Source organism: Streptomyces sp. PsTaAH-124, assembly GCF_000373685.1.
GTDB lineage: Bacteria > Actinomycetota > Actinomycetes > Streptomycetales > Streptomycetaceae > Streptomyces > Streptomyces andamanensis.
The window spans coordinates 25,359-37,734 of sequence record NZ_KB892183.1; the positions used below are offsets into that span (position 1 = coordinate 25,359).

The 12,376-nt window shown below is 73.4% G+C and carries 8 protein-coding genes; 4 read left to right on the forward strand and 4 right to left on the reverse strand.

Annotation, left to right across the window (positions count from 1 at the left end; translation table 11 throughout):
- Positions 1-61: 61 nt before the first annotated feature.
- The 4 genes from B086_RS0126025 to eccB form a co-directional block, all read right to left on the reverse strand.
- The gene (locus tag B086_RS0126025) at positions 62-376 is read right to left on the reverse strand and encodes a WXG100 family type VII secretion target (protein ID WP_018569372.1); all 315 of its coding nucleotides are present in this window, start codon (positions 374-376) and stop codon (positions 62-64) included.
- Between the two features lie 34 nt (positions 377-410).
- Positions 411-743, reverse strand: a complete 333-nt coding sequence (locus B086_RS0126030) for a WXG100 family type VII secretion target (RefSeq protein ID WP_018569373.1) — start codon at positions 741-743, stop codon at positions 411-413.
- 227 nt (positions 744-970) lie between these two features.
- Positions 971-2,203, reverse strand: coding sequence for a type VII secretion-associated serine protease mycosin (gene mycP / locus B086_RS0126035; protein ID WP_018569374.1), 1,233 nt, complete (start codon positions 2,201-2,203; stop codon positions 971-973).
- Between the two features lie 71 nt (positions 2,204-2,274).
- Complete coding sequence (eccB, locus tag B086_RS0126040; RefSeq protein ID WP_018569375.1) at positions 2,275-3,798, reverse strand: type VII secretion protein EccB; 1,524 nt, start codon at positions 3,796-3,798, stop codon at positions 2,275-2,277.
- A gap of 204 nt (positions 3,799-4,002) precedes the next feature.
- Between eccB and eccE the strand changes: the two genes are divergently transcribed.
- The 4 genes from eccE to B086_RS0126060 all read left to right on the forward strand — a co-directional run bounded on the left by eccE (position 4,003) and on the right by B086_RS0126060 (position 12,282).
- Entirely contained in the window at positions 4,003-5,343 is a 1,341-nt protein-coding gene (gene eccE, locus B086_RS0126045) for a type VII secretion protein EccE (protein WP_018569376.1), read from the forward strand.
- 176 nt (positions 5,344-5,519) lie between these two features.
- Positions 5,520-6,269 carry a hypothetical protein gene (locus tag B086_RS0126050; protein ID WP_018569377.1) on the forward strand — a complete coding sequence of 250 codons (750 nt, stop codon included), beginning with the start codon at positions 5,520-5,522 and terminating at the stop codon, positions 6,267-6,269.
- Positions 6,270-6,569: 300 nt separating this feature from the next.
- The gene (locus B086_RS0126055; RefSeq protein ID WP_026252776.1) at positions 6,570-9,947 is read left to right on the forward strand and encodes an SCO5717 family growth-regulating ATPase; all 3,378 of its coding nucleotides are present in this window, start codon (positions 6,570-6,572) and stop codon (positions 9,945-9,947) included.
- A 400-nt stretch (positions 9,948-10,347) separates the two neighbouring features.
- Positions 10,348-12,282 carry an ABC transporter substrate-binding protein gene (locus B086_RS0126060; RefSeq protein WP_018569379.1) on the forward strand — a complete coding sequence of 645 codons (1,935 nt, stop codon included), beginning with the start codon at positions 10,348-10,350 and terminating at the stop codon, positions 12,280-12,282.
- The last annotated feature ends 94 nt before the right edge of the window (positions 12,283-12,376 follow it).

A 12,376-nucleotide genomic window follows, 5' to 3' on the forward strand; every position in this document is an offset into this window, starting at 1 on the left:
GCAGTGCCACGCGCACTGCCTCCCCCGTCGCTCTTCTGCTCTCCGCGAGGGCTCGGGGCGGTCAGCCGCCCATCAGCATCCGGAAGCGGGCCGCGTTGCCCTTGTCGGTGTCGTGGTAGCCGATGACCGAGTCGTCGAGGAGCTGGGCGATGCGGGCCAGCTTCTGGCACATCTGCGCCATCTGGTCGCTGCTGTCCCGCTGGATCTCGCCGTAGGCCGTCTTGGCCTCGCCCTCCCAGGTCTCGGCCACGGCCTTGACCCGGCGCATCAGGTCCTCCAGCTGCTCGGCGAGGCTCTTGGCGGTGCCCCGGACGTCGTTGGCGGCCTGAGTGACGGTGTCGTAGTTGACGGCGGTGCGGTCGGCGTTGAAGCTCATGGTGCGTGTCTCCCTCGTGGGTGCGGCGCGAAACTCAGGCGAGATCCGTGATGCGGCTGGTGACCGTGTAGGAGTTGTCCACCTTGCGGATCTCGGCGATGCGCTCCTGCTCCTGGTCGGTGAACCCGCCGACGCTCGCCCGCATCGTCGCCTCCAGGTCGACGAGGTCGTCCTGGAGCTTCCTGAGGTGCCTGTTCACACCCTGCTGGACGGTGTCGAACTCCTTGCCCGCCGCGCCCTGCCAGCCGGCCTGGATCATGTCGACCACCTGGTTGAGCGATGTCACCCGCTCGCTCACCTGACCGTGGAAGTCGCGGATGTCGTTCGCGAGCTTCGTCAGTTCGTGTGCACTGTGTGCAAGGGTCATGCCTTCTCGCCCTCCTTGAGAAACGGCGATGGCCTCCGCCACCGCCACGGGTCCGCCCGGACGACTGTCCGGGCCTTCCTGGCGGGCAAGACCTGCCGCGCACCCACGCGCCGCGTGGCCGCAGCGTCGCGCCGCCCCCGTGCCGTACCGCCCGTGGCCTCACAGGTGGTACGCCCCGCCACCTTAGTCACTCGGGGTTGCCCTTCCAACTGCAAAGGGCTTCCAGGTCAGTTGCGGCGGCGGCGCAGGTCGCGGAGGACGATCGCGGTGCCGGTGATGGCGGCGACCAGGATCGCCGCTGTGCCGAGGGTGTAGGTGGCGTAGCGGCGGTCGCGTTCGTGCGGGGTCTCGGCGAGGGAGAAGGGGGGTACGTCGGGGAGGGGGGCCCTGGCGGGGCCCGGGTCGGGGGTGGGGGCCGAGGGCGGGTGGGCGAGGTCCGACTCCTGGACGGCGCGGACGGGGTCGACGATGCCCCAGCCGACGAAGTCGTCATGGCCGTTGACGGAGCGTTCGGCGGTCTGCTCGATCTGGGTGACGATCTGGGCGCTCGTCCAGTGGGGGTGCTTCTCCTTGAGGAGAACGGCCACTCCCGCGACGAAGGGGGCGGAGAAACTGGTGCCGTTGTCGGTGCACTGGCCGCCGCCGGGCACGGTGGAGACGATGTCGACCCCGGGGGCCGCGACGCCCACGAAGGAGCCGGACTGCGAGAACGGGGCCCGTTCGTTGTTGCGGTCGGAGGAGGCCACCGCGAGGACGCCGTCGAAGGCGGCGGGGTAGGTGTTCCTGGCGGTGCCGTCCAGGCCGTCGTTGCCCGCGGAGGCGACCACGACGACACCGTGGCCGATGGCCTCGCGCACGGCGCGGGCGAGGGCGGAGGTGGCGGACAGGGGCTTGGTGGTGTCCTGGGAGATGTTGATGACCTGGGCGCCGCGGTCGACGGCGTAGGTGATCGCCGCGGCCATGGTGTCCGAGTCGCCGCTGTTCTCGGCGTCGTTCTGGCGGACGGGGATGACGGTGGCGTTGGGGGCCAGGCCGACGAAGCCGGTGCCCTTGCGGGGGCGGGCCGCGATGATGCCGGCCACCTTCGTGCCGTGGCCGACCTGGTCGTCCGTGGGGTCGCCGCCCTTGCCCTTCGTCAGGAAGTCGCGCCCCGCCTTCTTGTCGACGGCGGGGGCGAGCTGGGGGTTCTTGGTGTCCACACCGGTGTCGATGACCGCCACCCGCACCCCCTTGCCCTTGTCGGTGCCCTGCCACAGCTCGTCGAGCAGCACCCGCTGGAGCGACCAGGGGGTGCCCGCGACCTGCTCGGCGGGGAAGGTGCACGCGCCGCTGCCGTCCAGGCGGAGGGCGGACGCGGGGGGCGCGGGGACCAAGGGGGGCACGGGCGCCATGGAGGCCGCGGCGCCGGAGCCGGTCAGCAGGACGGCCGCGGTCAGCGGGATCGCCTTCGTCGGCAGCACGTGCTCGGCACACTCCTCGTTCTTCTGGATCTACGGGCTCTTCGCGCAAGCGCGGGTCGGGTCGGGTCGGGTCACGAACCCTGGGGGCGGCGGGCGCTGTTGGTGTCCAGGCGGGGACCCTTCGCCAGGAACTCCGACCAGACGGCCGGCACCTTGGCGGGCCGTACGTTCTGGTAGCCGAGCTTGACCTGGGCCTCGCTGGGCTCGGGTGTGCCGTCCCGGGTCCTGCCGCCGTCGGCGCCGATGCCCGACTTGCGGCTGTCGCTGTCGCCGTTGGCCTGGACGGCGTACCGCAGGCCGGTGTCGGTGACCAGGAAGAGCGCTCCGGCGCCGGTCTCGGTGCCCTGGAGCTGGGTGTACAGCAGGCCGGTGCCCGGGGTGACGTAGGTGCCGGTGCCGTCGGCGGTGATCTCGGCCGGGTAGTCGGCGCCCGCCCAGGTGCTGAGCGATGTCGTGTTGTCGCCGCCGACGCCGCGCAGCACGCTGCACACGGTGTCGCGGCCCGACGCGGTGGAGACGTCGTTGACCTGGCGGGCGCGCCGCAGGGGCCAGTGGGCGGCCTGTCCGGCGAAGGGCTCGGGATCGGCGGTGAAGTCCTGGAGGCCGACCGTGCGCGCCGCGCCGTTCATGTCCAGCGGGGCCGTCTGCGGGGAGGAGACGAGGAGCCAGGCGGTGAACTCGCTGACGGGCTGCGCCTTTCCGGGCAGTACGACGTAGTACCGGGTGCCCTCGCCGGTCTCCGTCCTGAGGACGGTGCCGACCTTGTTCTCCCGGTCCGACAGCTGGCCGGGCACATGGGCGGGCGAGCCGACGCCGTCGGGCAGCCGGGGGAAGCCGAGGGGGTCGCCCGGGTGGAGCGTGGCCAGCCACTCCTTGGTGACGAGCTGCGGCTTGCGGGAGCCGACGAGCGCCGTCGTCAGTGCGTCGGACTCGCTCCCGGTGATCGCGTACGAGGTGCCCTGGGCGTCGACGAGGTAGCGCTCGCCGGTGCGGGTCCTGACGTAGAGCACATCCCCGGCGGTGAGGCGGTGGGAGTCGTCCGTCCTCTTCTCGTCGCGCGGGGCCAGGACGAACGCCGCCTGCTGGGTCGTCTCGCCCTTGCCGCCGGGCTGTTCGCACACGGCCCAGCGCTTGGCCCGGCCGGCGTCGTCGGCCGCGGGCAGCCGGTCGGGCGCGTAGGGGATGCCGAGGATCGGGCCGCGCGGCGGCTCGCCGGAGTCCAGGATCTTGTCGCCGACCTGGATGACCTGGTAGTCGGCGTCGTTCATGAGCAGGCGCGCGGAGGCGAGGTTCAGCACCGGGTGGAGCCGGGTGGTGCCGCCGGTCCTGAGGACGACGTACCGGGTCGTGGACTGCTTGCCGACGATGACGCGGGTGCCTGGCTTGTCCCAGCCGGCCGGTGCGGTGGGCTGGAACATGCCCCAGGCGCCGAAGACCGCCATGGCCAGCGCGCCCGCGACCAGGCCCGGCACGACGGCGCGCAGCGGCTTGGGCGCGCCTTCCTCGGACCCGGACGGCGACGGCTGGAGGAAGGCCGCGAGGGTGCGCCTCTTCGCGAAGGTGTAGGCGTTGAGTTCGTCCCGCCGTGATGCCATCTCTGCCTGTGTCTCCCCGTTGTCCCCACCCGCGGGCACCCGTCCCGCGTCCGCGGCCACCCGTCCCGCCCGGCGATGTCAGACCGGCCCCCTACTATGCATGGTGTCTGAGCGAACGGGAGGAGCGGGTAGGGTACCGGGGCCTCGCGGCGGCCCAAGTGCACCGTCGCGAGCGGCGAGTTGTGAGCACGACGGGGAGAAGCGGTGAGGGCATCCGGTACGCGGTCGCGACCGCTGGGCCGAGCAGGGGCCGACGGCGCCGGGACGTCCGGTGCCGGGGCCGCCGGCGCCGGGCCCGGGGCGCCTCCCGCGGCGCGGGACGCGGGCGCGGCGCAGCCGCGCGTCCGGCAGGGGCCGGGCGGCGCGTTCCGGCTGCGACGGCTGGTGCTGCTGGAGCTGGCCGCGGCGGTCCTGGTGGTCGGCTGGGCGGTCGGACCGATGGCGCTGGCCGCCGCCGTGCTGGTCGCGGCGCTGCTGGTGGTGTCGGCCGTGGCGCGCCGAAGAGGCCGCTCGCTGCCCGAATGGGCGGCCACCGCACGCGCGTTGAAGGTACGGCAGCGGCGCGCCGCGGGCACACCGGTCCCCGCGGGCACGGAACCGGCGCTGGTCCCGGCCGTGGAGTGCGAGCCGAACCTGCGGACGTACGCGCACGGGGCGCGGGACCGGCGCCTGGTCGGCATCGTCGGGGACGGCACGTTCGTGACGGCGCTGCTCCAGGTGGAGGCCGACGCGACGGTGCTGCGCGCCGAGCGGACCCGGCGGCCGCTGCCACTGGCGCTGGTGCGCGACGCCCTCGAAGTGGACGGCATCCGGCTGGAGTCGGCGCAGATCGTGCAGCACACCCAGCCCGCGCCCGCGCTCCATCTGCCGCAGCAGTCCGTGGCGGTGGCCAACTACCAGCCGCTCCAAGCGCTGACGGGAGCGCCCGCTGTGCGCATCACCTGGATCGCGCTGAAGCTGGACCCGGAGCTGTGCCCCGAGGCCGTCGCCGCGCGCGGCGGGGGTCTGGCCGGAGCGCGCAAGTGCGTCGTGCGCGCCGCGGACCATCTGGCGAGCCGGCTGACCGGGGCGGGTTTCCGGGCGACCGTCCTCGACGAGGAGGAGCTGATCGCCGCGCTCGCCACCTCGGCCTGCGCCAATCCGCTGGTGACGGCCGAGGCGGGCCGGACCGGGGCACGTGAGCGGCGGACGCAGGAGTCCGCCCGCAGCTGGCGGTGCGACAACCGCAGACATACGACGTACTGGATCCGGCGCTGGCCCCCGCTCGGCGGTGACGGCGGCGCGTCGCTGCCGCAGTTGCTCGCCGGGATCACCGCGATACCCGCCCTCGCCACCACCTTCAGCCTGACCCTCGCGCCCGGCGAGCGGGGCGACGTGGCACTGTGCGGGCATCTGCGGGTGACCGGACGCAGCGACGACGAACTGGTGGCGGCCCGGCAGGCGTTGGAGACCGCCGCGCGGCAGGCGGGCGCGGGTCTGAGCAGACTGGACCGGGAGCAGTTGCCGGGCATGCTGGCCACGCTGCCGCTGGGAGGTGCGCGGTGACGTTCCCCCCTTCGGCACCCATGACCGTCCCGCCGGGCACGGCTGTCCCGCCCGGCACGACGGTTCCGCACAGCGCGACGGTTCCGCACGGCACAGCTGCTCCGCACGGCGCGTCCGCTCTGCCCGGCCCGGCGGCTCCGCGCGGCACCACGGCTGCGCCGGGTCCTGACGCCGCGGTGGTCGCGGACGGCGCCGTGCCGTCCGCCGTCCGCCGGGCCGGTGAGCGGCTGCGGCACGGCCTCGGCCTGATCGGGCCCCGGCACGGGCGGCACGTCCTGTCCGCCGGGCAGCTCGACGCTCTCGCCCTGCCCATCGGGGACGACGGCGTGGTCGCCGGTGTGGACACCGAGGGGCACCCGGCGGTGCTCGGCATCAACCGGCCCACGCCCTACGACGTCGTGCTCATCGGCGGCCTGTGGACGGCGCAGGTGCTCGCGCTGCGCACCGCGGCCACCGGGGCGCGGGTCGCCGTGGAGACCGGCCGGCCGCAGTCCTGGATGCAGATGGTGCACGCCATGGGCGGCGGGCAGAACGGGCTGTCCGTGTACGAGGTGGGGCGAGTCCCGCCCCAGGGCGCGTCGGCGGGCACTCCGGTGCTCGTGGTGCGGGACTGCGGGATGCGGCCGCCGCGCGGGCGGGTGGGCTCGGGTCCGTGGCAGTCGGTGCTGACGCTGCTGCCCTATCTCAGTCCGGTGGCCCCGCGGCTGCTGCGGCAGGCGCGGCTCGCGGGGGTCCAGCGAGTCTCGCCGGACGAGGCGGCGGAGCTGGGGCGCGTCATGGGGCTGTCCCGGGCGGAGCGGGAGTCGCTGCCCGCCCTGCCCGACGGCGTCACCCTCTGGTGCGGCGACCGCGACCGGCAGTACGTGATGACCCAGCCCACCGATGCCGAGACCGGATTGTTGGGTACGCCCCGCAGGATGGACTGAACTGTCCTTCTGTGGCCGTTTTGTTCGACGGGTGCGCCGTGCGGTCGGGGCCGACTCCGGTCTCCCGCGAGCGTGGTGTGACCTGGTGCGCGCGTGCCCGGGGGCGGCCGGGCCTGACGGGACCCGGCTCACGGTGATTAGGCTGGTACCGGACGCGATGCCACAACCCGTGGAGCAGGCGTCGACGGCCCAGGGGGAGCCGGCGCGATCGGACTGCCTCGAACCACTACGGACGACTCGGAACCACACGACATGGTCGCCCCGGCAGCATGAGCGTGCCCGACCACACCAGGAGGAACTGTGAGCAGCGATCGGGACGGGATCCGCGGGGGCTGGGCCACACCCGGCGATGACCAGCCCGACGCGGAGTCGTCCATCGAGACGACCGGCGAGTTCACCATCGACTACGCGCCGCCCGCCTGGTACACGCAGAACGCGTACGGGACCCCGGGGGAACAGCAGGCTCCACCGCCGCAGGAGGCGCAGCAGCCGCAGCAGCCGCAGGGGGCCTCCGAGGGAGGTGCCGGTGGCGGCGCGGGCGGCTCCGCGGGCCCCGGCCCCGGGACCGGTGCCTTCGGCGGGGCGGCCGGTGATCCTCGCGAGACCGGTGGGGCCGCCGGGGCGACCGGGGCCCCCGGGGTGGCCGGGAGTTCTGGTGGTGTGTCGTTCCCGCCTCCGCCGCCGCCACCCGCGCCCGGTACGGGTACGCCGGGTGGGGGTGCGCCGGGCGCATTCGGTGCTCCCGGTGCGCCCGGCGCTCCTGCCGCGTCCGGTGCGCCCTTCGCTCCGGCCGGGCCCCAGCCCGGTGCGCCCTTCGCTCCTCCTCCGCCGCTCCCGCCTCCGTCTCCGTCCGTTTCTCCGCCTCCGCCTCCGTCGCCCTCGCCGTCTCCGTACGCAGCCGAGACGCCTTTCCCGGCGCCGTTCACGGCTCCGCCGCCGGTGGTCGTACCCGGGCTGCCGGCGGACGGCGGGTTCGCGCCGCGCCATGAGCCCGCGCAGCAGGATCCGCGGGAAGCGGGGGCGGGTTCCGGCGGTGGTGACCTCGAAAGCGGTGCCACCATGCGGTTCTCCGCCATCTCCGTGAAGCGGGACATCGAGGAGCAGGGCACCTCGCCGGAGGAGGGTTCGGCCGAGGACGGTCACGCTCCTGAGGGCGAGCCCGCGCCTGTCTCCGCGGACGCCTCCCCCGGAACTCCGGAGGACGTCCCTGGCGGGGCCTCCGGGACGGCCGACCCGGAGGACGCCGCGTCGGCGGAACCCGACGCCGCCGGTGAGACGGGCCTGTCCGACAACGTCGGCACCGACGACAACGTCGGCGCCGACGACGCCGACGACGCCGATGACACCGACCAGGCGGAGGACAGCGAAGCGAGCGACCCGCGCGCCGACACACCCGACGCGCCCGGCACACCCGACGTGCCCAACGCACCCGACGCACCGCGCATCCCGGAGGGCTCCGCCTCCCCCGCGCCCGACGACCGGCCCGAAGCCGATGTCGCACCCGCCGCGGTGCCCCCCGCCGCACCCGCAGCCGCGCCCCCCGCCGCTCCCGCCCCGGCGCCCCAGGACGCGGCGCCGCCCGCGGCGCCGCCCGCCGGGCCCACCGCTCCGGGTGCGCCGAGTGCGCCGGGAGCCTGGCCGCCTCCGCCCGTGCCGCAGGGACCCGTACCGCCGCTGCCGCCGTCGTACCAGCCGGCCGCACCCGCACCGGCGGCCCAGTGGCCCGCGCAGCCCCAGCCGCAGCCCCAGCCCCAACCGCCGTTCCCGGCACAGCCGCAGCAGCCCGGACAGTCCGCGCCGACCGCCGCGCCGCAGCAGGGATACGGCTTCCCGCCGAACGTCCCGCAGCCGCAGGTCCCCGGCCAGGCTCCGCCGCCACCCGCGCCTCCCGCCCCGGCCGGCTACGGCTTCCCGCACTCGCCCGCCGCCGAGGCCGCGGGCGCTCCCGGCGGCCCCGTGCCGCCGTCCCAGCCCCAGGCCCAGGCCCACCCCCAGCCGAACGGCTACGGCTTCCCGCCCGCCCAGCCGGGCGCACCCCTGCCGCCCGCCGCACCGGCCCAGCCCGGCGGCTACGGCTTCCCCCAGCAGCCCGCACAGCCCCAGCCCCAGCCGAGCCGGCCTCAGGCACCGGCCCAGCCCCAGCCCGACAGTGCGCAGCAGCCGGGTGGTGCCCAGCCGGACGGATTCGCGCTCCAGCAGCCGCAGCCCCCGGTCGACCCGCGCACCGGCGCCGCCTGGCCGCAGCCCATACAGCACGACCAGCGGCAGCCCACCAACCCCGGTGTCGCGCCGCTCGGTTACACGGCGGCCGTGGAGCTGTCGTCCGACCGGCTGCTCAACAACAAGCGGCAGAAGGCGCGCAGCGGGCGGCCGACGGCGGCCGGCGGCAGGTTCCGGCTCGGCGCGAAGAAGGAGGAGGCCGAGCGGCAGCGGAAGCTGGAGCTGATCCGTACGCCGGTGCTCTCCTGCTACCGGATCGCGGTCATCAGCCTCAAGGGCGGCGTCGGCAAGACGACGACCACCACCGCGCTCGGCTCCACGCTCGCGACGGAACGCCAGGACAAGATCCTCGCCATCGACGCCAACCCGGACGCGGGCACCCTCGGCCGCCGGGTGCGGCGGGAGACCGGGGCCACCATCCGCGACCTGGTCCAGGCGATCCCGTACCTCAACTCGTACATGGACATCCGGCGGTTCACCTCGCAGGCGCCCTCCGGTCTGGAGATCATCGCCAACGACGTCGACCCGGCGGTGTCCACGACGTTCAACGACGAGGACTACCGGCGCGCGATCGACGTGCTGGGCAACCAGTATCCGGTCATCCTGACGGACTCCGGCACAGGTCTGCTCTACAGCGCCATGCGCGGCGTGCTGGACCTCGCCGACCAGCTCATCATCATCTCCACCCCGTCCGTCGACGGTGCCAGCAGCGCCAGTACGACGCTGGACTGGCTGTCGGCGCACGGGTACGCGGATCTGGTGGCGCGCTCGCTCACCGTGATCTCGGGTGTCCGCGAGACCGGGAAGATGATCAAGGTGGAGGACATCGTCTCCCACTTCGAGACGCGCTGCCGCGGGGTCGTCGTGGTGCCGTTCGACGAGCATCTGGCGGCCGGTGCCGAGGTCGACCTCGACATGATGCGGCCGAAGGTGCGGGAGGCGTACTTCAACCTCGCGGCCATGGTCGCCGAGGACTTCGTCCGGCACCAGCAGGCGCACGGGCTCTGGACCTCGGACGGCAACCCGCCCCCCGTGGCGGCCCCGCCGATGCCGGGCCAGCCCATGCCGAACCAGCCGTACCCCGGACAGCCCATGCCCGGACAGCAGACACCTGGTCAGCCCGCGTACGGCCAGCCGCCCTTCCCGGGCCAGCCGTACGCCGGTCAACCGGGCCAGCCCTACCCCGCACAGCCCGGACACCCGGGCACCCCCCCGGCCCCGTACCCCCCACAGCCGCAGCCGCAGCCGCAGCCGCCCCAGCACCCCGGACAGCAGTACGGCCAGCACGCTCAGCCCGGCCCCTTCTCCGCACCGCAGTCCCTCCCGCAGGCGCAGCCGCCCCAGCACCCCGGGCACCCCTACCCGCCCCAGCAGCCCCAGCAGCCCCAGCCCGGAGAACCCCAGCCGGGGCACCCCGGAGGTGGCCAGAATCCGCCGCCCCCCGCGCCGCAGCAGTAGGCGGACCCGTAGCGGTGTGACCGCCCGAACCTCCTGAAGACCCGCTCCGCCCACCGGCGGAGCGGGTCTTCGCACGTTCGCAGGCAGAACCGGCGGGAATCGGCCGCCACCCTGTCACCAGCAAGGCGTCAATGGTCTCCACCAATGTGGGTGAACGTGCGGTCGACTTGTTGTTTCCGCAGGCCACATGGGGTTTGACATACCGTTGACGCGCGCAGACTGCCGCTGATAGACACACTTTTCATTCCGCCGGCCTCATCCGATCAATCTCGATCAAGCCCGATCAAGCGCGCTCCAGCGCCCGCACAGCTCGTTCCAGCCTGTTCACATCTGTTCAAGCCCGCCTCGCGCGGGGCGCGCGCCGCGTCCCGCGCGTGCGACGACGCGAGGTCACCGAGCCATGAGCACACACGATCAGCACGGCAGCGGACGTCACGGCGCCCGCCCGACGAGAACACGGCTGCTGGCCACCGCGGGCGCCGCCGCGCTCCTCCTCGCGTCCGGGCTCGCCGCGCCCGCCGCCGCCTCGGCCGCACAGCAGAGCGGTACCACGGCATCCGCGCGGGCCGGGGACGCCGGGCGGGCGGCGCGGGCCGCGGGCGGCGCGGACGACAAGCAGGCCGGCAAGAAGGTCCTCACCGTCGCCGTGGCGCAGAGCGTCGACTCGCTCAGCCCGTTCCTCGCCGTCCGGCTGCTCAGTACGAGCATCCACCGGCTGATGTACGAGTACCTGACGAACTACGACCCCAAGGACAACCACGTCATCCCCGGCCTCGCCACCAAGTGGCAGTCCTCGCCGGACAAGCTGACCTGGACGTACACGATCCGTACCGACTCCAAGTGGTCGGACGGGCAGCAGGCCACCGCCGAGGACGCGGCGTGGACGTTCAACAAGATGATGACCGACGACGGCGCCGCCACCGCCAACGGCAGCTTCGTCACCAACTTCGCGAAGGTCACCGCGCCCAGCCCCACCCAGCTGGTGATCCGGCTGAAGAAGCCGCAGGCCACGATGACCGCGCTCGATGTGCCGATCGTGCCCAAGCACGTCTGGGAGAAGGTCGGCGACCTCTCGAAGTTCAACAACGACAAGACCTTCCCGATCGTCGGCAACGGGCCGTTCGTGCTCACGGACTACAAGCCGGACAGCTATGTGCGGCTGAAGGCCAACAAGGACTTCTGGCGGAGCGCACCCAAGTTCGACGAGCTGGTGTTCCGGTACTACAAGGACCAGGACGCCGCCGTCGCCGCGCTGCGCAAGGGCGAGGTGTCGTTCGTCGCCGGTTCGCCCTCGCTGACGCCCGCTCAGGCCGCCTCGCTCAAGGGCGACAAGGACATCCACGTCAACGACGCCCCCGGCCGCCGCTTCTACGCCCTCGCCACCAACCCGGGCGCGCGGGCGAAGGACGGCACGAAGATCGGTGACGGCGATCCGTCCCTGCTGGACGAGCGGGTGCGGCACGCGCTGTTCATGGCGGTGGACCGCAAGGCCATCGTCGACAAGGTCTTCCAGGGCCACGCGGTCGAGGGCCAGGGGTACATCCCGCCGCGCTTCTCGCAGTACTTCTACAAGCCGACCGCCGCGCAGGAACTGGCGTACGACCCGGCGAAGGCCGGGCAGCTCCTCGACCAGGCGGGCTACAAGAAGAACGCGGACGGCAAGCGCGTCGGCAAGGACGGCAGGCCGCTGAACTACCGCGTGCTGTGCCACGCCACCGACCCCAACGACAAGGCGGTCGGCAAGTACCTCCAGGAGTGGTGGGGCAAGCTCGGCATCGGGGTCACCCTGAACTGCCTGGACAACGTGACCGACCCGTGGCTGGCCGGGAAGTTCGACCTCGCCTTCGACGGCTGGTCCGTCAACCCCGACCCGGACTTCGTGATGTCCATCCACACCTGCGCGGCCCGCCCGCAGACCCCGAAGGACACCGGCGCCACCGACGACTTCATCTGCGACAAGACCTACGACGAGCTGTACGCGCGCCAGCTCGCCGAGTACGACCCCGCCAAACGGGCGGACCTGGTCCGGCAGATGGAGTCGCGGCTGTACGACCTGGGATACATGAACGTCATGGCCTATCCGAACGCCGTCGAGGCCTACCGTACGGACCAGATCAAGTCGATCACCACCATGCCGTCGGCGGCGGGCAACATCTACGGGCAGGACGGCTACTGGAGCTGGTGGTCGGCCATCCCGGCGGACTCCGACGGCTCCTCGGACGGCTCGTCGTCGACCGGGGTCGTGATCGGCATCGTCGTGGGTGTCGTCGTCATCGCCGGTCTGGCGGTGCTCTTCGCGGTGCGCCGCCGGGCGACGGCGGAGGACCGCGAATAGACCGGGAACCGACCGTTGTATCGACCACGAACCGACCGCGCACCGACCGTTGTACCGGCCGGGACCGGCGCGAGCAGGCCGGGAACAGGGCGAG

Excerpts from the sequence above, each read along its gene's own strand:
- B086_RS0126030 (WP_018569373.1), bottom strand. The coding sequence starts at position 743 with ATGACCCTTGCACACAGTGCACACGAACTGACGAAGCTCGCGAACGAC.
- B086_RS0126025 (WP_018569372.1), bottom strand. The coding sequence starts at position 376 with ATGAGCTTCAACGCCGACCGCACCGCCGTCAACTACGACACCGTCACT.
- eccB (WP_018569375.1), bottom strand. The coding sequence starts at position 3,798 with ATGGCATCACGGCGGGACGAACTCAACGCCTACACCTTCGCGAAGAGG.
- B086_RS0126060 (WP_018569379.1), top strand. The coding sequence starts at position 10,348 with ATGAGCACACACGATCAGCACGGCAGCGGACGTCACGGCGCCCGCCCG.